Origin of the sequence: Lelliottia nimipressuralis, from assembly GCF_004115925.1 — a bacterium.
GTDB classification, from domain to species: domain Bacteria; phylum Pseudomonadota; class Gammaproteobacteria; order Enterobacterales; family Enterobacteriaceae; genus Enterobacter; species Enterobacter nimipressuralis.
The window spans coordinates 115,209-134,530 of sequence record NZ_SDDX01000021.1 but is presented as its reverse complement, the minus strand read 5'-3'; the positions used below and the strand labels follow the sequence as shown (position 1 = coordinate 134,530).

Here is a 19,322-nt window from a genome sequence, read left to right as displayed (position 1 = left end):
AGGCTACGCTTTTCTCTCAAGCCCCTGATAAAGGCGGCAAATTAATGAGGAAAGCAGAATGACAATCACAAAGGGGATATGGGGTTCAGCGGCGTTACTGGCGGCGCTGAGCCTGCCTTTACAGGCGGCAGAGCCGGTAAAGGTGGGGTCTAAGATCGATACGGAAGGGGCGTTGCTCGGCAATATCATCCTGCAGGTGCTGGAAAGCCACGGGGTGAAAACAGTCAATAAAGTCCAGCTGGGTACCACGCCCGTGGTGCGCGGGGCCATCACCTCCGGCGAGCTGGATATCTACCCGGAATACACCGGTAATGGCGCGTTTTTCTTTAAAGATGAAAACGATGCGGCGTGGAAAAATGCCAGTGCAGGCTACGAGAAAGTGAAAAAACTCGACGCCGAGCAGAACAAGCTGATCTGGCTGACGCCTGCGCCCGCCAACAACACCTGGACCATCGCCGTGCGCAAGGATATCGCTGAGAAAGGCAAACTGACCTCTCTTGACGATCTGAGTCGCTATCTGAAAGAGAAGGGCGATTTCAAACTGGCGGCCTCGGCGGAATTTATCGAACGTCCGGACGCGCTTCCGGCCTTTGAAAAAGCCTACGATTTTAAACTCGACCAGAGCCAGCTGCTGTCGCTCGCGGGCGGTGATACAGCGGTGACGATCAAAGCTGCGGCTCAGAAAACGTCCGGCGTAAATGCGGCGATGGCCTACGGTACTGACGGCCCGGTGGCGGCGCTCGGTCTGCAAACCCTGACCGATCCGAAAGGCGTTCAGCCGATCTATGCTCCTACGCCTGTGGTGCGTGAAGCGGTGCTGAAAGCCTATCCGCAGATCGGCGACTGGCTGAAGCCGGTGTTTGAAACTCTCGATGAGAAAACCCTGCAACAGCTCAATGCGAGCATTGCGGTGGAAGGGCTGGATGCCAAAAAAGTGGCGGCAGATTATCTGAAGCAAAAAGGGCTTGTGAAGTAACAGGATAATGCTGTGCCGATAACCTGTCATAACCGCGTACTGCTGCTGCTCGCGTTTGTCGCGCTGGCGGCGTGCACGCTTCCGTTTGTGAACTTTGCCCCTAATCGGCTGGTGTCCGGCGAGGGGCTGTCCGTCTGGCAGGTGTGGGCGTTTTCGCCCCTCCTGCTGGCCCTGTCCCTGATACTGGCTGCCGCGCTGGCGTTTTGCCGTGGGCGCTTGCCGCTCATTTTCACGCTGCTCCTATGCGAAGCGTTAGTTGTGCTGCTGACCTGGAGTGCCGGGCAGGCGGCGACGCATCTCGCCACCGCCGAAACACCGCTGGCGCGCACCTCGGCAGGCAGCGGGCTGTGGCTGTGGATGGCCCTGTGCCTGCTCGCCTGTAGCGACGCGATCCGCCGTCTGACACAACACCCGCTCTGGCGCTGGCTGCTCCACGCGCAAATCTGGGTTCTGCCGCTGGCGCTGCTGTTCAGCGGCGAACTGAATACCCTTTCTCTGCTCAAAGAGTACACTAACCGCCAGGAGATTTTTAACGATGCGCTGTTGCAACATCTGACGATCCTGTTTGGCACGCTGGTGCCTGCGCTGCTTATCGGCGTACCCATCGGCCTGTGGTGCTACCGCCACCCCACGCGTCAGGGGCCGGTATTTACCGTGCTGAACGTGATTCAGACGATCCCTTCCGTGGCGCTGTTCGGCTTACTGATTGCGCCGCTTGCCGGGCTGGTGAAAAGCTTTCCTGCGCTCGCCTCGCTCGGTATTGCCGGAACCGGACTGACGCCCGCGCTCATTGCGCTGGTGCTGTACGCGCTGCTGCCTCTGGCGCGCGGCGTGCTGGCGGGGCTAAGCCAGGTTTCCCCTGAAGTGCTGGAGAGTGCCAGCGCGATGGGGATGAGCGCCCGCCAGCGATTCTGGAAAATCCAGCTGCCGCTGGCACTGCCGCTGCTACTGCGCAGCCTGCGGGTGGTGGCAGTGCAAACCGTTGGCATGGCGGTGATTGCAGCGCTGATCGGCGCTGGCGGGTTTGGGGCACTGGTATTCCAGGGCCTGCTGAGCAGCGCGCTGGATTTGGTCTTACTCGGTGTGATTCCTACCATCGCGCTGGCGGTGGTGGTGGATGCGCTTTTTGCCCTGTGGCTGGCCCTGCTGAAGGGGAAAAATGATGATTGAATTTCACGATGTGAACAAAAAATTTGCCGGGCAGATGGCTGTCAGCAACCTGAATCTGCGTTTTGAAGAAGGGGCTTTTTCGGTGCTGATCGGCACCTCTGGCTCGGGAAAATCGACCACCCTGAAGATGATCAACCGGCTGGTGGAGCATGATAGCGGGCTGATTCGTTTTGCCGGCGAGGAGATCCGCAGCCTGCCGGTGCTGGAACTGCGCCGCCGGATGGGGTACGCCATTCAGTCCATCGGCCTGTTCCCGCACTGGACGGTGGCGCAGAATATCGCCACCGTGCCGCAGCTGCAAAAATGGTCGCGGCAGAAGATTGCGGATCGCGTGGACGAACTGATGGCGCTGCTGGGGCTGGAACCTGCCCTGCGCGAGCGCTATCCGCATCAGCTTTCCGGCGGGCAACAGCAGCGCGTCGGGGTGGCGCGCGCGCTGGCCGCGAATCCTGAAGTGCTACTGATGGATGAACCTTTTGGCGCGCTGGACCCGGTTACCCGCAGCGCGCTGCAAACGGAGATGACCCGTATCCACCGCATTCTGGGGCGCACGATTATTCTGGTGACTCACGATATCGACGAAGCCCTGCGCCTCGCCGACCGCCTGGTTTTGATGGACAACGGCCAAGTGGTGCAGCAGGGGACTCCGCTGGAGCTGTTAACCCATCCGGCGACGGATTTTGTGCGCGAATTCTTTGGCCGCAGCGAACTGGGCGTACGCCTGCTGTCGCTGCGCACGGTCGGGGAGTATCTGCGCCGCGAAGATCCTGCCGTTAACGGCGAACCCCTTCAGGCGCAAATGAGCCTGCGCGATGCGCTCTCTGCGTTTGTCGCGCGGCAGTGCGAGGTGTTACCGGTGGTCGATGAGCACGGCGCGCCCTGCGGCACCCTGCATTTTCGCGATTTACTGGCAGGGGAGGTGGAACGTGAAATGGCTACGTGATCCGCTCCTGTGGCTGGTGCTGCTGTTTGTCGCGCTACTGTGGCTGATGCCCTACAGCGGCGGGCTGTTTGGCGCGTTGTTTCCAGGCCTTCCGCGCCCCGTTTATCTGCAGGAGAGTTTTATCAGCCTGACGCTGGCCCATTTCTGGCTGGTGGGGGTTTCGAGCGCTGTGGCGATTGTGATCGGCGTCGGAGCCGGGATTGCGGTGACGCGCCCGGCGGGCCGAGAGTTTCGCCCGCTGGTGGAGACCATTGCCGCTATCGGGCAGACGTTCCCGCCGGTGGCGGTGCTGGCGATTGCGGTGCCGGTGATCGGTTTTGGTCAGCAACCGGCAATTATTGCGTTGATTCTGTATGGCGTCCTGCCGATTTTACAGGCGACGCTGGCCGGGCTGACAGCGGTTCCGGCGGCGGTGAGCAGCGTGGCGGAAGGCATGGGGATGAGTGCGGGGCAGCGTCTGCGTAAAGTTGAGCTGCCGCTTGCCGCGCCGGTGATTCTGGCGGGGGTGCGCACGTCGGTAATCATTAATATCGGGACGGCGACCATTGCCTCAACGGTCGGGGCCAATACCTTAGGCACGCCGATCATTATCGGCCTGAGCGGGTTTAACACGGCTTATATTGTGCAGGGTGCATTGCTGGTTGCGCTGGCGGCGATCGTGGTTGATCGCGGATTTGAACGGCTGGCGCAGTATCTCAGCCGACACCGCCACGTACGATAAATGAGTAGCCAGCCAGCATAACGCCGCCAATGCCGCTGATGGCCATTAAAGCGAAGAGGGTAATTACGGCCACTTTGGTTGCCTTCATAATGTGCTCCTTTTGTTAACCGCCCAATTATACGGTGAAGCACACCTGTTAATGAACCATTAAATGCCGTTAAGACATTTACGGACCGAGGGTAATGACGGGGTAGCCGTGTTCGCGCCATTCGCTCAGAAGCTGCTGTTGGGCGGCAGTGGGGATTTCTCCGCACCAGACCAGCAGGGTTTGCCCTTCGAAAAGCTCCGGGCGAAACTGCGCTAATGAATGTGCCAGCACGTCTACTCGCCAGCCTTGCTGCGTGGCGATCCAGGCTTCGAGCCATAAGCGGGTGGTGTCGTGAATATTCCAGCCGACCACCAGCGCGTCCTTTCCGCTCTTCTTGCGTGCCGTCGACAGGCACACGGAAATGTAATTGATTAACGCGCCATCCAGCATGCTTAGCAGCGTCTGTAATGCCGGCTGCTGAGACTGCAGACGGCGGCGAAGCGGTATAAACAGATGAGCAATTAACGTCTGGGCGGGATAATCCCGACCCTGCTCCTTGATCCAGGTTCGCAGACGTTGAAAGTTACCGGCCTGCAACAGCCGAAGCAGGGTTTCCTGATGTTCGCGCCACTCGGCCAGGCTGTCGGGATCGTGTTCGCATAAGAGCGATTTGACCTTACTGACCTGCACACCGTTGTCGATCCAGCTTTTGATTTCGCGAATGCGATCGATATCCGCCTCGTTAAACAGGCGGTGCCCTCCGTCCGTTCGCTGCGGTTTAAGCAGCTCGTACCGCCGCTGCCATGCCCGCAGCGTCACAGGATTGATATCACAAAGCAGTGCCACTTCACCTATCGTGTAAAGCGCCATGTTCGCCCCCTGGCTTGCGCATCCCCAGAGTAACTGTAGTCGTTGATTCGCGAACCAGGAAGAATCGACCGTTTTTTGAACAAATAATGCGAAGGGTGGAATATCTTGCGCTAAACGATGTGATGACGGGCACGAATTGCAGCTTTTTTGGAATGCTTCAAAGAAAGTTAATGTGTATCAGTGTATGTTACGCGTTTTTAGAAAGTGCGGTTTGCGGTCATGTACGAATTTAATCTGGTGTTGCTGCTGCTTCAGCAGATGTGCGTTTTTCTGGTCATCGCGTGGCTGATGAGCAAAACGCGGCTGTTCATTCCGCTGATGCAGGTGACTGTACGCCTGCCGCACAAGCTTCTCTGCTACGTCACCTTCTCGATTTTCTGCATTCTCGGCACCTATTTTGGTCTGCACATTGAAGACTCGATCGCCAACACGCGCGCCATCGGTGCGGTGATGGGCGGGCTGCTGGGTGGCCCGGTGGTCGGCGGTTTAGTCGGGTTAACGGGCGGATTGCATCGTTACTCCATGGGCGGCATGACGGCCCTGAGCTGCATGATCTCGACGATTGTCGAAGGGCTGCTCGGCGGCCTGGTTCACAGCTACATGATCAAGCGTGGCCGCCCGGATAAAGTCTTTAGCCCGCTCACCGCCGGGGCAATAACTCTGGTGGCAGAGCTGGCGCAAATGCTGATTATCCTGCTAATTGCGCGCCCCTTTGAAGATGCCCTGCATCTGGTGAGCAGCATCGCCGCGCCGATGATGGTCACCAATACCGTCGGCGCGGCGCTGTTTATGCGCATCCTGTTAGATAAACGCGCGATGTTTGAAAAATACACTTCGGCGTTCTCGGCCACGGCGCTTAAGGTCGCCGCCTCGACGGAAGGCATTCTGCGCCAGGGCTTTAACGAAGAGAACAGCATGAAAGTGGCTCAGGTGCTCTATCAGGAGCTGGATATCGGCGCGGTGGCGATCACCGATCGGGAACGGCTGCTGGCGTTTACCGGCACCGGTGACGATCACCATCTGCCCGGCAAACCGATCTCTTCGACGTATACGCTGCGCGCCATAGAAACGGGCGAAGTGGTGTATGCCGATGGGAATGAAGTGCCGTACCGCTGCTCGCTGCACCCGCAGTGCAAACTCGGTTCGACGCTGGTGATCCCGCTGCGTGGTGAGAATCAGCGGGTGATGGGAACGATTAAGCTCTACGAAGCCAAAAACCGGTTGTTCAGCTCCATCAACCGCACGCTGGGGGAGGGGATCGCCCAGCTGCTGTCGGCGCAAATCCTGGCGGGGCAGTACGAGCGGCAAAAGGCGCTGCTGACCCAGTCGGAAATCAAACTCCTGCACGCCCAGGTGAATCCGCATTTTCTGTTTAATGCGCTGAACACGCTCAAGGCGGTGATCCGCCACGACAGCGATCAGGCGACGCAGCTGGTGCAGTTTCTGTCGACTTTTTTCCGCAAAAACCTGAAGCGCCCTTCAGAGATTGTGACCCTCGCCGATGAGATTGAACATGTGAATGCCTATCTGCAAATCGAAAAGGCGCGATTCCAGTCGAGACTGCAGGTGTCACTGTTTGTGCCGGACGAACTGGCCCATCAGCATCTTCCGGCGTTCACCCTGCAGCCGATTGTGGAAAACGCCATTAAACACGGCACCTCGCAGCTGCTGGGCACCGGCGAAATCCATATTTCTGCCAGCCGTTTTAATCACCATCTGGTGCTGGACATTGAAGATAACGCCGGGCTTTATCAGCCTGGCGCCGAGTCGGGCGGGCTGGGGATGAGCCTGGTCGACAAACGTCTGCGCGCGCATTTCGGTGATGATTGCGGTATCACCGTCGACTGCGAGCCGGACAGTTTTACCCGTATTACCTTACGATTGCCCCTGGAGGAAAACGCATGCTAAGAGTGCTGATTGTCGATGATGAGCCGTTAGCGCGGGAAAACCTGCGGGTTCTGTTGCAGGAACAGAGCGACATTGAGGTGGTGGGCGAATGCGCCAACGCCATCGAAGCCATTGGTGCGGTACATAAATTGCGCCCGGACGTGCTGTTTCTCGATATCCAGATGCCGCGCATTAGCGGCCTGGAGATGGTCGGAATGCTCGACCCGGAGCATCGTCCGTACATCGTTTTTTTGACGGCGTTTGATGAATATGCGGTGAAAGCGTTTGAAGAGCATGCGTTCGATTATCTGCTAAAACCCATCGAAGAGAAGCGGCTGGAGAAAACCCTCAACCGCCTGCGCCAGGAGCGCAGCGTGCAGGACGTTTCGCTTCTGCCGGAAAACCAGCAGGCGCTGAAATTTATCCCCTGTACCGGCCATAGCCGCATCTACCTGTTGCAGATGGACGACGTGGCGTTTGTCAGCAGCCGCATGAGCGGAGTGTTTGTCACCAGCGCTGAAGGCAAGGAGGGCTTTACGGAGCTGACGCTGCGCACGCTGGAGAGCCGTACGCCGCTGATCCGCTGTCATCGCCAGTATCTGGTGAATATGGCGCATCTGAAAGAAATTCGTCTGGAAGAGAACGGTCAGGCGGAGCTGGTGCTGCGTGCCGGACAGACGGTGCCGGTGAGTCGGCGCTATCTGAAGAGCCTGAAAGAGGCGATTGGGCTGTAAAACTGGTACACTGCGCCCCATCGCATCACCGACAGCTGAAGGCTCTATGTTAAGTAACGATATTCTTCGTAGCGTGCGCTACATCCTGAAATCCAACAATAACGATTTGGTTCGTATTCTGGCGCTGGCCGAGGTCGAGACCACGCCGGCGAATATCGCCAGCTGGATCACCAAAGAGGACGAAGAGGGCTTTGTTCGCTGCCCGGATATCATTCTCTCTTCGTTTTTGAATGGCCTGATTTACGATAAACGCGGCAAGGATGAGTCTGCCCCGGTGCTGTCGCCTGAGCGTCGCGTGAATAACAACATCGTACTGAAAAAACTGCGTATCGCGTTTTCCCTCAAATCTGACGATGTGCTGGCGATCATGACCGAGCAAAAATTCCGCGTGTCGATGCCGGAAATCACCGCCATGATGCGCGCGCCGGATCATAAGAACTACCGCGAGTGCGGCGATCAGTTTATGCGCTACTTCCTGCGCGGGCTGACTCACCGTGTGCATAGCGCGAAGCCGTCAGCCTAAGTTTGTTGGCGCTACGCTACGCTTTGAAGGCCGGGAGCCGGTAAACAAGGCATAAAAAAAGCCGGAGAACGCTCCGGCTTTTTTGTTTATTTCACCTGCTGACCCGGTTTCGCCCCGTCGTCAGGGCTTAACAGGAAGATATCCTTCCCGCCAGGACCGGCGGCCATCACCATCCCTTCCGAGATGCCGAAGCGCATTTTGCGCGGCGCAAGGTTAGCGACCATCACCGTCTGGCGACCGATCAGCACCTGCGGGTCCGGATACGCAGAGCGAATGCCGGAGAAGACGTTACGTTTCTCACCGCCCAGATCCAGCGTCAGGCGCAGCAGTTTGTCAGAGCCTTCGACGAATTCCGCGTTTTCAATCAGCGCAACGCGCATATCAACTTTGGCGAAGTCATCAAAAGTGATGGTTTCCTGAATCGGATCGTCTGCCAGCGGGCCAGTGACTGGCGCAGCGGCGGCTTTCACCTCTTCTTTCGACGCTTCAACCAGCGCTTCAACCTGTTTCATCTCAATGCGGTTATACAGCGCTTTGAAGGTGTTCACTTTATGGCTGAGCAGCGGCTGCTGGATAGCATCCCAGGTCAGCTCGGTGTTCAGGAAGGCTTCTGCACGTTCCGTCAGCTGCGGCAGAACCGGCTTCAGGTAGGTCATCAGCACGCGGAACAGGTTGATGCCCATGGAGCAGATCGCCTGCAGATCCGCATCGCGGCCTTCCTGCTTCGCGACGACCCACGGTGCCTGCTCGTCCACATAGCGGTTTGCCAGATCGGCCAGAGCCATGATTTCGCGCACTGCTTTACCGAACTCGCGTGCTTCCCACGCGTCGCCGATAGTGACGGCCGCGTCGGTAAAGGTTTTATACAGTTCTGGATCGGCCAGTTCAGCTGCCATTACGCCGTCGAAACGCTTGGCGATAAAGCCCGCGTTACGGGACGCCAGGTTGACCACTTTATTCACGATGTCTGCGTTCACGCGCTGCACGAAATCTTCCAGATTCAGGTCGATATCGTCGATGCGGGAAGAGAGCTTCGCGGTGTAGTAGTAGCGCAGGCTGTCTGCGTCGAAGTGATTCAGCCAGGTGCTGGCTTTAATGAAGGTGCCGCGTGATTTGGACATCTTCGCGCCGTTCACCGTCACGTAGCCGTGAACAAACAGGTTGGTTGGCTTACGGAAACCGCTGCCTTCCAGCATCGCAGGCCAGAACAGGCTGTGGAAATAGACGATGTCTTTGCCGATGAAGTGGTACAGCTCGGCGGCGGAATCTTTTTTCCAGTACTCTTCGAAGCTCTGGGTGTCGCCGCGTTTGTCGCACAGGTTCTTGAAGGAACCCATGTAGCCGATTGGCGCATCCAGCCAGACGTAGAAATATTTGCCCGGCGCGTTCGGGATTTCGAAACCAAAGTACGGCGCATCGCGGGAGATATCCCACTGCTGCAGACCGGATTCGAACCACTCCTGCATTTTATTCGCCACCTGCTCCTGCAGCGCGCCGCTGCGGGTCCACGCCTGCAGCATTTCGCTGAAGGACGGCAGATCGAAGAAGAAGTGTTCGGAGTCGCGCATGACAGGCGTCGCGCCGGACACCACGGATTTCGGCTCGATAAGCTCGGTCGGGCTGTAGGTCGCGCCGCACACTTCGCAGTTATCGCCGTACTGATCCGGGGATTTACACTTCGGACAGGTGCCTTTCACGAAACGGTCCGGCAGGAACATGCCTTTTTCCGGATCGTACAGCTGAGAGATAGTGCGGTTTTTGATAAAACCGTTCTCTTTCAGGCGGGTGTAGATAAGCTCCGACAGCTCGCGGTTCTCGTCGCTGTGAGTCGAATGATAGTTGTCGTAGCTGATGTCAAAGCCAGCAAAATCAGTCTGATGCTCCTGACTCATTTCGGTAATCATCTGCTCCGGGGAGATCCCCAGCTGCTGTGCTTTCAGCATAATTGGCGTGCCGTGAGCATCGTCCGCGCAGATGAAGTTTACCTGGTGGCCGCGCATTCGCTGGTAACGGACCCAGACATCAGCCTGGATATGCTCCAGCATGTGGCCGAGGTGGATTGAACCGTTTGCGTACGGCAGAGCGCACGTTACCAGAATTTTTTTCGCGACTTGAGTCATAGTGGGCATTACTTCTTTAACAGTAAAAAGGGTTTTTGATAGTAACAAAAGGGCCATTATTAAGTAAGCACAAACCACGGCCTTTCAGGTAAACTTGTTCAACTAAGGTCTTATTCACAAGAACAAAGGAGTCGGGATGAGTTCTCAATCCCAGGCCAAATCACCGGAAGCCTTACGAGCAATGGTTGCCGGGACGCTGGCTAATTTTCAGCATCCAACCCTGAAGCACAATCTGACCACGCTAAAAGCGCTGCACCACGTGGCATGGCTGGATGACACGCTGCACGTTGAACTGCAGATGCCGTTTGTCTGGACCAGCGCCTTCGAAACCCTGAAAGAGCAGTGCAGTTCCGATCTGCTGCGTATTACCGGGGCGAAGGCGATTGACTGGAAGCTGACGCACACCATCGCCACGCTCAAACGCGTGAAAAATCAGCCGGGCATTAACGGCGTGAAGAATATTATTGCCATCAGCTCCGGCAAGGGTGGGGTGGGGAAATCCTCCACCGCCGTGAACCTTGCGCTGGCGCTGGCCGCAGAAGGGGCCAAAGTCGGAATTCTGGATGCCGATATCTACGGTCCGTCGATTCCCAATATGCTGGGTGCGGAAAACCAACGTCCAACCTCCCCGGACGGCACCCACATGGCGCCGATCATGGCCTACGGCCTGGCGACTAACTCCATCGGCTATCTGGTGACGGATGATAACGCAATGGTCTGGCGTGGCCCGATGGCCAGCAAGGCGCTGCTGCAGATGCTGCAGGAGACCATGTGGCCGGATCTCGATTACCTGGTGCTGGATATGCCGCCAGGCACGGGCGATATCCAGCTGACGCTGGCGCAAAATATCCCGGTGACGGGAGCGGTTGTGGTCACTACGCCGCAGGATATCGCGCTGATCGACGCCAAAAAAGGCATCGTGATGTTTGAGAAAGTGGAGGTGCCGGTGCTCGGCGTGGTCGAGAACATGAGCGTGCATATTTGCAGCAACTGCGGTCACCACGAGCCGATTTTTGGCACCGGTGGCGCAGAGAAACTGGCGGCGCAGTATCACACTCAGCTGCTGGGGCAGATGCCGCTGCATATCACGCTGCGTGAAGATCTCGACCGTGGCAAGCCGACCGTGGTGGGCCGTCCGGAGAGTGAATTTGCGGGAATGTACCGTCAACTGGCAGGGCGCGTGGCCGCGCAGCTGTACTGGCAGGGTGAAGTGATTCCGAGCGAGATCGCGTTCCGCGCAGTCTAAGCATTAGCCGTAATGGGCCGGGGGCATTCGCTTACCCGGCCTGCAACCGGCTGTTCCGTGGGCCTGCGCAAGCGCAGCGCCTGCGGGCAATTACCGCAAAACGTAATGCATCAGGTAATACTCTCCGTCCGGAGAATCCCCCGTCGCCTCAATACGCCAGCCGTGTCGCTGGTAAAATGACACCGCGCGTTCATTTCTGACCAGACACTTCAGCGAACCGGTGCTGGTGAATGTTTCCTGCACGCGTTTGAGCAACAGGCTGCCAGCGCCCGCGTGCTGATACTGCGGATCAACAAACAGATTGTGCAGAAAATTATCGTTGCTCCAGACCGACGCAAACCCGACGCGATGGCCGTCTTGCATCGCCACCCAGATTTGCTCGTCACGCGTTGCCGCGTCGAAATCTTCTAGCTGCCAGTCGCTGCTGTCCAGCCACGGCCAGGCTTCACGCCGGGCGTGTAAGTAGAGGGTGCGCAGGAAAGGGCGATCGCTTTCCTGCCAGGCCCGGACGATGAGGGGATCAGCGGTGATAGAAGATATCTCCGTTGTAGGCTTTACGGATTTTACCGTCGGCATCACCAATCAGAACGTAGTTCTCACCCATGTAAGTCCAGTGTGTACCCGCGTCAGGCGCAGGGAGGTTACGCAGCTGGTACTGTTTAATGGTGTATTCAGGCGTTTGATACTGAGCTGGTGCGGTGTCGCCAATTTTGAATTTGGTGAAATCGGCAATGAACTCTTGTTCTTCGTATGCCTGGATACCAGAAGGGGCAGCGGCAGGCTGCGGCGCGGCGTATACGGCACCCGCCAGTGACATCAACACACCCAGAAGCAGCAATTTACTCTTAGCCATTTTTTCTCCAGTTAAACCGTTTTGCTGATACTTCAGCCCGCTGTGGCGTCACAGCGTGGCAAGCAGCCCATTTTAGGGGGCACAGTCCCACTTGTTTGAAAAAAAATGTAACAAATCTGAACAGCTTTGCCCACGAATTCTTAACCACGTCGCTGAATGACGTATCGCATCTCAATATTCAGAGAAAATAACGAATTAGAGGTCTGCGAATTTATGGCTGAGCTGGTCGGGAAAACCGCAGTGGCAAAGGAAAAAGCGGGATAACAAAATTGTCCCCGCACCAGAGGGTGCGGGGAGCAAGGACTTACTTCGCCAGAATCTCGTACGCGGTACGTTCCACCAGCGACAGCAGGACTTTTACGTCGTCCAGCGTCACCGTTGGGTTCAGCAGCGTCAGTTTCAGGCAAGTCACGCCGTTGTGCTCGGTCACGCCGACGTTTGCACGGCCGGAGTCGAGCAGGGCGTCACCGATTTTCTGGTTCAGCAACGCGATAGCCGCATCGTTCAGCGCCTGCTCAGGGCGGAAGCGGAACAGCACGCTCGCCAGCTGAGGCTGCATTACCAGTTCCAGCACCGCCTGATCTTTCACGTACGCGGCAACGTCCTGCGCCAGCGTCACACCATGATCGATAATGGCCGCGTATTGCTCCTGACCCAGCGCTTCCAGGCTCATCCACAGCTTCAGCGCGTCAAAACGGCGCGTAGTCTGCAGTGATTTGGAGACCAGATTCGGCACGCCCGCTTCTTCGTCAAACTCAGAGTTCAGGTAGGCCGCCTGGTAGCGCATCAGCTCGTAATGGCGCGCTTCTTTCAGCAGGAATGCGCCGCAGCTGATGGTCTGGAAGAACTGCTTGTGGAAGTCCAGGGTGATGGAATCCACCAGTTCGATACCGTCCAGGTAGCCGCGATACTTATCGGACATCAGCAATGCGCCGCCCCAGGCCGCATCCACATGTACCCAAATCTGCTGCTCTGCGGCCATCTCTGCGATAGCGCGCAGCGGATCGATCGCACCTGCGTCGGTGGTCCCGGCGGTGGCGACGATCGCCAGAATCTGCTCACCGTTGGCATTGCACTGGGCAATTTTCGCCGCCAGATCGTTCAGATCCATGCGTGAGCACTCGTCGGTTTTCACCTGAATGACCGACTGGTAGCCCAGACCGAGCAGCGCCATGTTCTTCTGCACGGAGAAGTGCGCGTTTTCAGAACAGAGTACGCGGATCTTACGCAGATCACCGATCAGCCCATCCTGCTGGATGGAGTGGCCCTGACGCGCGAAGAACGCGTCACGTGCCAGCATCAGGCCCATCAGATTGCTCTGGGTGCCACCGCTGGTGAACACGCCCGCATCCCCGGCCTGATAACCCACGCGGGTACGCAGCCAGTCGATCAGCTTCATCTCAATGATGGTTGCTGACGGGCTTTGATCCCAGGAGTCCATGCTCTGGTTGGTGGCGTTGATCAGCACTTCTGCCGCCTGGCTCACAACCAGGCTTGGGCAGTGCAGGTGCGCCACACACTGCGGGTGGTGAACCGACAGGCTGTCTTTCAGGAAGTACTCGACCGCGCGGGCAATCGCCGCTTCGTTGCCGAGGCCTTTCTGACCGAAGTTCAGGGAGATATTCTCGCGCAGCTCGGCGACGGTTTTCCCCTGATACATCTCAGACTGCTGCAGCCACTGCATCACCGCCTGAGAGCTTTGCTCGATGGCCTGCTGATAGGCCTCGATGCTTTGCGCCGACGACGACAGAATTGGGTTTGACTCAGACATCTTTTTCCTAACTCCGTTAGACCGGGCGAACGCCCGCAGCAAGCAGCGCCTGCTCGAATTTATCCAGGAAGACGTTCAGTTCCTGATCGCTAATCAGCAGGGATGGCAGCAGACGCAGAACCACGCCGTTACGACCACCGCGCTCCAGAATCAGGCCTGCTTCGAAGCATTTCTTCTGGATCAGGGCAGAGAGGTCACCGTCGCCTGGGAAACAGCCCATGTGATCTGCCGCTTCGTTCGGTTTCACGATCTCGATGCCGATCATCAGGCCCAGGCCGCGCACGTGGCCGATCACCGGATAACGTTGCTGCAGCTCAACCAGCTGGCCTTTCAGCCATTCGCCCTGAGCGGCCACTTTGTCAGCGATATTCTGATCTTTCAGAATTTTCAGCGTGGTCAGGCCGGTTGCCATCGCCAGCTGGTTGCCACGGAAGGTGCCGGTGTGATGACCTGGTGCCCAGGCATCGAACTGCTTTTTGATGCCAAGAACAGCCAGTGGCAGACCACCGCCGACAGCTTTAGACATCACGATGATGTCTGGCTCGATACCCGCGTGTTCGAAGGCAAACTGCTTGCCGGTACGGCAGAAGCCAGCCTGAACTTCGTCGAGGATCAGCAGAATGCCGTGCTCCTGAGTCACTTTACGAATGCGCTGCAGCCACTCAGCCGGAGCCGGGTTCACGCCGCCTTCGCCCTGAACCGCTTCCAGAATCACGGCTGCAGGTTTACGCACGCCGCTTTCGACGTCGTTGATCAGGTTATCAAAGTAGTAGGTCAGCGCTTTCACGCCCGCGTCACCGCCGATACCCAGCGGGCAGCGGTACTGGTGCGGGTAAGGCATGAACTGCACTTCTGGCATCATGTTATCGACCGCTTCTTTCGGAGACAGGTTACCTGTCACAGAGAGCGCGCCGTGGGTCATCCCGTGATAGCCGCCGGAGAAGCTGATAATGCTGCTGCGACCGGTGACTTTTTTCGCCAGTTTCAGTGCGGCTTCTACCGCATCGGCACCGGATGGGCCGGTGAACTGCAGGCAATATTCTTTGCCCTGGCCTGGCAGCAGGGAGAGCAGATACTCAGAGAACTCGTCTTTCAACGGTGTTGTCAGATCGAGAGTATGTAACGGCAAGCCGCTGGTAATGACATTTTGGATGCTTTTCAGCACATCAGGATGGTTATGGCCAAGCGCGAGGGTGCCAGCGCCGGCAAGACAGTCAAGGTATTCTTTATTATCTGCATCGGTAATCCACACGCCATCTGCTTTAGCGATCGCTAAAGGCAGTTTGCGAGGATAACTCCTGACGTTCGATTCAAACTCGGCCTGACGGGCCAGATAGGTTTCGTTGCTTTTGCGGGCATCTGCGGTGTCAATACGGACTTTATCCGTCATCATATCACTCCCACAACCGGGGCAGCCTTATGCGCCTCGATTGAATAAATAGTTAGTAAAGGATAGGGCGAGTAAAAAACGCGGCCAATATAGAGCCTTTTGGCGCGTGGCTCAATGGTTAATTTGTTTACTGTTTTGTTACAAAAGAGGGGGGTTAAAGAGCGTTCAATAACCCGATGTTTTTGATAACAAAAATCTGCCGCTTCGACGCGAAAAGCCCTCACCCCGCGCAATACAAAAAAGGCGGCACGTTAGCCGCCTTAACATTACTTCTGCGTGAACTGCAATAAGCCATGATCGCGGCCATGGGTTTTATTCCATGACGCATCGGTAATACCGTCTTCATCAAGGGTGATGGAGAGTACGTAACCCGCGCCTTTAATCTCATAACTATTCGCATTAAAACGCTTTATCGTCGCCTGCTTACCGTTGATTTTGGCGGTGAAAAAGCCGTTGCTGACGCTGGCTTTGATCCCGTTTGCCGTGAACGAGGCTTCACGCAGCGGGTCATGCACTTTGGCGCTCTGACCGTGCTGCACGGCGTTGGCGGCATTTTCAAGCGCCTGTTTTTCGGCCACGGCGTTCATTGTCGTTGTGCGGTTTTGCTCCGCTAAATAACAGGTATCGCGGCTGACGCCTTGCGCTTCACACTTCGCCATACGCTCAGCCGGAGAGGAACAGGCCGAAAGCGCAGAGACAGCAATGGCGACCATCATTAATTTCTTCATTTAATAACCTCTAACACATTGGATACAATTTAAAGATGAGATGAGATCGCGACAGGAGAAATAATCTCTGTACATCGTCCCGAGCCAAAATCCGGTCAGTATTAATAAAATATAAAGCACAGCTGAAAATAGTATTATTTTTATCATGATGGCTATCATCAACAGGTACAAAATCAATCTTTAACAACGAGAGCAAATTTATCAGAAGCCAATTCCGATACCCGCGCCCATCGCGAAATCGTTGTTGGTGGAATCACTGACACCCGCTTTAATCACGGTTGCGTCGCCTGCATGGAATGATGCGCCCACGCTCAGCGCCTGCTCATTTTTGAATGTCCCGACGCCTGCGGAAAACATCACCTGCTGGCCCACCTGTACCTGAGGCATCGACGCAATGGCGATGGCAGATGCCGCCCCGCTGCGGGATTCTTTCTTGTTATCGTCCACTTCATCTTTCAGGTTTTTGAACTGACTATTGCTGGCGGACTGCTGTTGAGCAAACGACTGTTTCGCGTCTTGCAGGTCTTTCTCGACGCTCGCCGACTGCTGAGCAGCGGCATTCTGCAGATGGTTAATCTGCTGATTCACATCCTGTTTAGTCTGCTGAAGATCTTTATTCAGGCTGGCCGACTGCTGCGTGCTGGTGTTCTTTACCGTCGTAATCTGCTGATTCACATCCTGCTTAGTCTGCTGAAGATCTTTTTCAATATTGGTCGTTTGCTGCGTGGTGGTATTTGTTACCGCCGTAATCTGGTTAGTGATGTTCGTATTGGTCTGCTGCAACGCATTATCGATGTCGATTTTCTGCTGAGTGACCGCGTCATTCGTATTATCAATTTGCGTGTTTAAATCCGTTCGCGTCTGCTGTAAATCATAGTTGACCACCAGTACTGCATCTTTAGTGCTATTCAGATCGTCATCTACGCCACTGATACGCGTATTCAGTCCCTGAAAAGCCTGTTCGCTATCGACTTTATTTTGGGTGATCTGGTCCTGATGCTCGTTCAGAAGGTCAATAGCCCCCTGGTTAGCGGTTTCAACGGTATGTCCCCACGCTTGAGAATAATCTATTGGTGCAGCAAATACGCTTCCGGCGCAGATGAGAGTCAACGCAAATACAGCGACAGGGGTTTTACGAGTAAGCATTAATTTCACGATCTCAATCTCAACAATAAATGCATAATTCTTAGATATAACGCAGCTAAAAACCGACGCGAAAAATCGAGTCGAGTAGGTCTGCTCCAGAGGGTGTATTTTTTTGATGGTCACAATCTTATTAACCGGGCTGAACTATCGTCTAACTGACGCGTGTGAACTTTGACGCAGATCACGTGCAATGCATATATCTAAGTTGCTGAAAGTAAACATTAATTTTTCATAAAGCGTTGTTTTTATTTGTATTGTTACCCTGGTTTGCGAGGTGGTAGTGCGAAGAGAAGCGGAGAGTTAAAAACATTAAATCTGAATAATCAAAGAGATTAAATGTATACACAGTAAATGAATGTTGAGGCTATTTTTTTAATATTTTTGGCCTTACGCACGTCAGAAATCGGCTCGCGAAGGCTTGCCTGAGGCGATGGCTTGCTCTACCCTGCTAAAATTACTGAACTGCTCAGTAAATTGACTCGGGGTGCCCTTCTTTGTGAAGGCTGAGAAATACCCGTACCACCTGATCTGGATAATGCCAGCGTAGGGAAGTCAGATGCCCCTCACGGCTATCGCTTCTTGACGCAAGGCAGGAGCGAAACCATGCAGCCTGACCTGCTCGATTTACACGTCTTACACCACTTCCGTACTCGTTCTCCGCTTACTCACTGCATGACCAACGATGTGGTGCAGACCTTTACCGCGAACGTTTTACTGGCCCTCGGGGCCTCTCCGGCGATGGTTATCGAAGCCGAAGAGGCGGAGCAGTTTACCGGGATAGCCGATGCGCTGTTAATCAATGTCGGTACGCTCACCTCGCCGCGCTCGCAGGCCATGCGCCGGGCAATTGAACGCGCGGTTGCCGCAGGGAAGCCCTGGACGCTCGATCCGGTGGCGGTCGGTGCGCTGTCGTTTCGCACCCGCTTTTGCCAGCAAATTCTCACTCTGAAACCCGCCGCCATCCGTGGGAATGCCTCAGAAATCCTTGCCCTTGCCGGCATGAGCGCGGGCGGTCGCGGGGTAGACACCACCGATACCGCCGCCAGCGCATTGCCCGCAGCCCAGGCACTGGCACGCCAGACCAACGCCATTGTTGCGGTCACGGGGGAGGTGGATTACGTCACCGACGGGCAGCGAACGAAAAACATCGCTGGCGGCGATCCGATGATGACCCGCGTGGTCGGCACCGGCTGTGCCTTGTCGGCGGTGGTTGCGGCAAGCTGCTCGCTGCCGGGCGATCGGCTGGATAATGTGGCTGCCGCCTGTGGATGGATGAAGCGCGCGGGAAGCGTAGCCGCCGCACACAGCGCCGGGCCGGGCAGTTTTGCGAGCGCCTTTATCGACGCCCTCTGGACGCTGGAGGCGCAGGCATGAATCGTATCAACGCACTAACCATCGCAGGCACCGATCCGAGCGGCGGCGCGGGTATTCAGGCCGATCTCAAAACGTTCTCCGCTCTCGGGGCTTATGGCTGCTCGGTCATCACCGCGCTGGTGGCGCAAAATACCCGTGGCGTGCAGTCGGTCTATCGCATTGAGCCAGATTTTGTCGCGGCTCAGCTCGATTCCGTGTTCAGCGATGTACGCATTGATACCACCAAAATCGGCATGCTGGCCGAAACCGATATCGTTGAAGCGGTGGCCGAGCGGCTGAAGCGTTATCAGGTGCAAAACGTGGTGCTCGATACGGTGATGCTGGCAAAAAGCGGCGATCCGCTGCTTTCAACGTCTGCCGTTGAAACCCTGCGTAAAAAGCTGTTGCCGCAGGTTTCGCTCATCACGCCGAATCTGCCGGAAGCGGCAGCGCTGCTCGATGCGCCGCACGCCCGCAGCGAACAGGAGATGAAAGAGCAGGGCCGTGCATTACTGGCGCTGGGCTGTGAGGCGGTGCTGATGAAGGGCGGTCATCTGGACGATGCCGAAAGCCCGGACTGGCTCTTTACCCGCGACGGTGCGCAGCGATTTACCGCCCCGCGCGTCATCACCAAAAACACCCACGGCACCGGCTGCACCCTGTCGGCGGCACTGGCGGCGCTACGTCCGCGCCATGAAAACTGGGCCGATACGGTGCAGGACGCCAAAGCCTGGCTCTCACTGGCGCTCGCCAAAGCCGATACTCTGGAAGTCGGTCACGGTATTGGCCCGGTTCACCATTTTCATGCATGGTGGTAAAGCGCTGAAGGAGTATACTGAATAAGGACTTTCTGCCAGGAAAAC

19 protein-coding genes and 1 riboswitch are annotated in these 19,322 nt (G+C 56.4%); of the genes, 10 read left to right on the top strand and 9 right to left on the bottom strand.

Translation table 11 applies throughout. The annotated features are described in order from the left end of the window. The first annotated feature begins 58 nt into the window (after positions 1–58). From osmF to ETG88_RS17850, 4 genes are read left to right on the top strand one after another with little or no spacing between them, the layout of a single operon-like run. The gene (osmF, locus tag ETG88_RS17865) at positions 59–976 is read left to right on the top strand and encodes a glycine betaine ABC transporter substrate-binding protein OsmF (RefSeq protein ID WP_100779547.1); all 918 of its coding nucleotides are present in this window, start codon (positions 59–61) and stop codon (positions 974–976) included. Between the two features lie 12 nt (positions 977–988). Beyond that, positions 989–2,146 carry an ABC transporter permease gene (locus ETG88_RS17860; protein WP_129036007.1) on the top strand — a complete coding sequence of 386 codons (1,158 nt, stop codon included), beginning with the start codon at positions 989–991 and terminating at the stop codon, positions 2,144–2,146. Then, complete coding sequence (locus tag ETG88_RS17855; protein WP_129036056.1) at positions 2,139–3,089, top strand: ABC transporter ATP-binding protein; 951 nt, start codon at positions 2,139–2,141, stop codon at positions 3,087–3,089. The genes ETG88_RS17860 and ETG88_RS17855 overlap by 8 nt, the downstream gene beginning before the upstream one ends. Then, the gene (locus ETG88_RS17850; RefSeq protein WP_129036006.1) at positions 3,073–3,810 is read left to right on the top strand and encodes an ABC transporter permease; all 738 of its coding nucleotides are present in this window, start codon (positions 3,073–3,075) and stop codon (positions 3,808–3,810) included. The genes ETG88_RS17855 and ETG88_RS17850 overlap by 17 nt, the downstream gene beginning before the upstream one ends. Here the strand turns inward: ETG88_RS17850 and ETG88_RS17845 are convergent. Beyond that, positions 3,785–3,898 carry a protein YohO gene (locus ETG88_RS17845; protein WP_100779551.1) on the bottom strand — a complete coding sequence of 38 codons (114 nt, stop codon included), beginning with the start codon at positions 3,896–3,898 and terminating at the stop codon, positions 3,785–3,787. The genes ETG88_RS17850 and ETG88_RS17845 overlap by 26 nt on opposite strands. A 78-nt stretch (positions 3,899–3,976) precedes the next feature. Next, positions 3,977–4,708, bottom strand: a complete 732-nt coding sequence (mlrA, locus tag ETG88_RS17840) for an HTH-type transcriptional regulator MlrA (RefSeq protein ID WP_100779552.1) — start codon at positions 4,706–4,708, stop codon at positions 3,977–3,979. Positions 4,709–4,927: 219 nt separating this feature from the next. Here mlrA and ETG88_RS17835 point away from each other — a divergent pair, with 219 nt between their 5' ends. The 3 genes from ETG88_RS17835 to ETG88_RS17825 are packed head-to-tail and all read left to right on the top strand — an operon-like array spanning position 4,928 to position 7,852. Then, on the top strand, positions 4,928–6,616 hold the full coding sequence (locus ETG88_RS17835; RefSeq protein WP_100779553.1) for a sensor histidine kinase: 1,689 nt from the start codon (positions 4,928–4,930) through the stop codon (positions 6,614–6,616). Then, entirely contained in the window at positions 6,610–7,329 is a 720-nt protein-coding gene (gene btsR, locus ETG88_RS17830; protein ID WP_100779554.1) for a two-component system response regulator BtsR, read from the top strand. Before ETG88_RS17835 ends, btsR begins: the two co-directional genes overlap by 7 nt. Positions 7,330–7,375: 46 nt before the next feature. Continuing rightward, positions 7,376–7,852: a YehS family protein gene (locus ETG88_RS17825; protein ID WP_100779555.1), complete on the top strand. Its 477-nt coding sequence runs from the start codon at positions 7,376–7,378 to the stop codon at positions 7,850–7,852. A gap of 86 nt (positions 7,853–7,938) precedes the next feature. Here the strand turns inward: ETG88_RS17825 and metG are convergent, their stop codons facing one another. Continuing rightward, positions 7,939–9,972, bottom strand: a complete 2,034-nt coding sequence (metG, locus tag ETG88_RS17820; RefSeq protein ID WP_129036005.1) for a methionine--tRNA ligase — start codon at positions 9,970–9,972, stop codon at positions 7,939–7,941. Between the two features lie 136 nt (positions 9,973–10,108). Between metG and apbC the strand changes: the two genes are divergently transcribed. Beyond that, on the top strand, positions 10,109–11,218 hold the full coding sequence (gene apbC, locus ETG88_RS17815) for an iron-sulfur cluster carrier protein ApbC (RefSeq protein ID WP_100779557.1): 1,110 nt from the start codon (positions 10,109–10,111) through the stop codon (positions 11,216–11,218). A 90-nt stretch (positions 11,219–11,308) separates the two neighbouring features. Here apbC and ETG88_RS17810 read toward each other — a convergent pair whose 3' ends face one another. The 6 genes from ETG88_RS17810 to ETG88_RS17785 all read right to left on the bottom strand — a co-directional run bounded on the left by ETG88_RS17810 (position 11,309) and on the right by ETG88_RS17785 (position 17,106). Then, positions 11,309–11,794, bottom strand: a complete 486-nt coding sequence (locus ETG88_RS17810) for a GNAT family N-acetyltransferase (protein WP_129036004.1) — start codon at positions 11,792–11,794, stop codon at positions 11,309–11,311. After that, entirely contained in the window at positions 11,739–12,071 is a 333-nt protein-coding gene (locus ETG88_RS17805) for an RcnB family protein (RefSeq protein ID WP_100779559.1), read from the bottom strand. The genes ETG88_RS17810 and ETG88_RS17805 overlap by 56 nt, the downstream gene beginning before the upstream one ends. 304 nt (positions 12,072–12,375) lie before the next feature. Further along, complete coding sequence (locus tag ETG88_RS17800) at positions 12,376–13,842, bottom strand: pyridoxal phosphate-dependent decarboxylase family protein (protein ID WP_129036003.1); 1,467 nt, start codon at positions 13,840–13,842, stop codon at positions 12,376–12,378. 16 nt (positions 13,843–13,858) lie between these two features. Continuing rightward, positions 13,859–15,235 carry a diaminobutyrate--2-oxoglutarate transaminase gene (locus ETG88_RS17795; protein WP_123427324.1) on the bottom strand — a complete coding sequence of 459 codons (1,377 nt, stop codon included), beginning with the start codon at positions 15,233–15,235 and terminating at the stop codon, positions 13,859–13,861. A 263-nt stretch (positions 15,236–15,498) separates the two neighbouring features. After that, entirely contained in the window at positions 15,499–15,960 is a 462-nt protein-coding gene (locus tag ETG88_RS17790) for a hypothetical protein (protein ID WP_100779562.1), read from the bottom strand. A gap of 201 nt (positions 15,961–16,161) precedes the next feature. Next, on the bottom strand, positions 16,162–17,106 hold the full coding sequence (locus tag ETG88_RS17785) for a YadA-like family protein (protein ID WP_129036002.1): 945 nt from the start codon (positions 17,104–17,106) through the stop codon (positions 16,162–16,164). Positions 17,107–17,576: 470 nt separating this feature from the next. Beyond that, positions 17,577–17,673, top strand: a riboswitch (TPP riboswitch). A 36-nt stretch (positions 17,674–17,709) separates the two neighbouring features. On the opposite strand from ETG88_RS17785, the gene thiM reads away from it, so the two are divergent. Next, on the top strand, positions 17,710–18,480 hold the full coding sequence (thiM, locus tag ETG88_RS17780; protein WP_129036001.1) for a hydroxyethylthiazole kinase: 771 nt from the start codon (positions 17,710–17,712) through the stop codon (positions 18,478–18,480). Beyond that, positions 18,477–19,277 (top strand): bifunctional hydroxymethylpyrimidine kinase/phosphomethylpyrimidine kinase, encoded by an 801-nt coding sequence (thiD, locus tag ETG88_RS17775; protein ID WP_129036000.1) that lies wholly within the window; start codon positions 18,477–18,479, stop codon positions 19,275–19,277. The genes thiM and thiD overlap by 4 nt, the downstream gene beginning before the upstream one ends. Positions 19,278–19,322 lie beyond the last annotated feature (45 nt).

Bases quoted from the DNA above. Each gene is read 5' to 3' on its own strand.
- ETG88_RS17845 (WP_100779551.1), bottom strand. From the start codon at position 3,898: ATGAAGGCAACCAAAGTGGCCGTAATTACCCTCTTCGCTTTAATGGCC.
- apbC (WP_100779557.1), top strand. From the start codon at position 10,109: ATGAGTTCTCAATCCCAGGCCAAATCACCGGAAGCCTTACGAGCAATG.
- ETG88_RS17855 (WP_129036056.1), top strand. From the start codon at position 2,139: ATGATTGAATTTCACGATGTGAACAAAAAATTTGCCGGGCAGATGGCT.
- btsR (WP_100779554.1), top strand. From the start codon at position 6,610: ATGCTAAGAGTGCTGATTGTCGATGATGAGCCGTTAGCGCGGGAAAAC.
- metG (WP_129036005.1), bottom strand. From the start codon at position 9,972: ATGACTCAAGTCGCGAAAAAAATTCTGGTAACGTGCGCTCTGCCGTAC.
- mlrA (WP_100779552.1), bottom strand. From the start codon at position 4,708: ATGGCGCTTTACACGATAGGTGAAGTGGCACTGCTTTGTGATATCAAT.
- ETG88_RS17825 (WP_100779555.1), top strand. From the start codon at position 7,376: ATGTTAAGTAACGATATTCTTCGTAGCGTGCGCTACATCCTGAAATCC.
- ETG88_RS17805 (WP_100779559.1), bottom strand. From the start codon at position 12,071: ATGGCTAAGAGTAAATTGCTGCTTCTGGGTGTGTTGATGTCACTGGCG.
- ETG88_RS17800 (WP_129036003.1), bottom strand. From the start codon at position 13,842: ATGTCTGAGTCAAACCCAATTCTGTCGTCGTCGGCGCAAAGCATCGAG.
- ETG88_RS17835 (WP_100779553.1), top strand. From the start codon at position 4,928: ATGTACGAATTTAATCTGGTGTTGCTGCTGCTTCAGCAGATGTGCGTT.
- thiM (WP_129036001.1), top strand. From the start codon at position 17,710: ATGCAGCCTGACCTGCTCGATTTACACGTCTTACACCACTTCCGTACT.
- ETG88_RS17810 (WP_129036004.1), bottom strand. From the start codon at position 11,794: ATGCCGACGGTAAAATCCGTAAAGCCTACAACGGAGATATCTTCTATC.
- ETG88_RS17790 (WP_100779562.1), bottom strand. From the start codon at position 15,960: ATGAAGAAATTAATGATGGTCGCCATTGCTGTCTCTGCGCTTTCGGCC.
- thiD (WP_129036000.1), top strand. From the start codon at position 18,477: ATGAATCGTATCAACGCACTAACCATCGCAGGCACCGATCCGAGCGGC.
- osmF (WP_100779547.1), top strand. From the start codon at position 59: ATGACAATCACAAAGGGGATATGGGGTTCAGCGGCGTTACTGGCGGCG.
- ETG88_RS17785 (WP_129036002.1), bottom strand. From the start codon at position 17,106: ATGCTTACTCGTAAAACCCCTGTCGCTGTATTTGCGTTGACTCTCATC.
- ETG88_RS17795 (WP_123427324.1), bottom strand. From the start codon at position 15,235: ATGATGACGGATAAAGTCCGTATTGACACCGCAGATGCCCGCAAAAGC.